The sequence below is a fragment of the Falsiroseomonas algicola genome, from assembly GCF_011040385.1.
Classification (GTDB): Bacteria; Pseudomonadota; Alphaproteobacteria; order Acetobacterales; family Acetobacteraceae; genus Falsiroseomonas; species Falsiroseomonas algicola.
This window is the reverse complement of the sequence record NZ_JAAIKB010000083.1, coordinates 1-262: the sequence shown is the minus strand read 5'-3', so window position 1 is coordinate 262 and position 262 is coordinate 1. Positions and strand designations below refer to the sequence as shown.

The window sequence follows — 262 nt, the reverse complement described above, 5'->3', positions numbered from 1 at the left end:
GCGCAGCTTCCGCTCCCAGGCAGAGGCGCGGATGGCGGTGTTCGCCTTCATCGAGGGCTTCTACAACCCCACCAGGCCTCACTCGGCCCTGGGCTACCTCTCGCCCATCGAATACAAAGCCAGAGCCATGGCCGAGAACGACTGATCCCTACCCGCTAACCGTCCACGGAAGTGGGGCAACTTCAGCCTGGACCTGCGAGTCTTGGTGCATGAGGGAAGGCGTTGAGGTCCGGCTGCGGCCGGGGGATCGGGAGCGGCTCGA

The 262-nt window shown here is 65.3% G+C and carries 1 protein-coding gene; it reads left to right on the top strand.

All coding sequences use genetic code 11. The features are described 5' to 3' along the window. The coding region (locus tag G3576_RS31115) for an integrase core domain-containing protein (RefSeq protein ID WP_207623129.1) at positions 1 to 145 on the top strand (145 nt) is incomplete at its 5' end. Between the last annotated feature and the right edge of the window lie 117 nt (positions 146 to 262).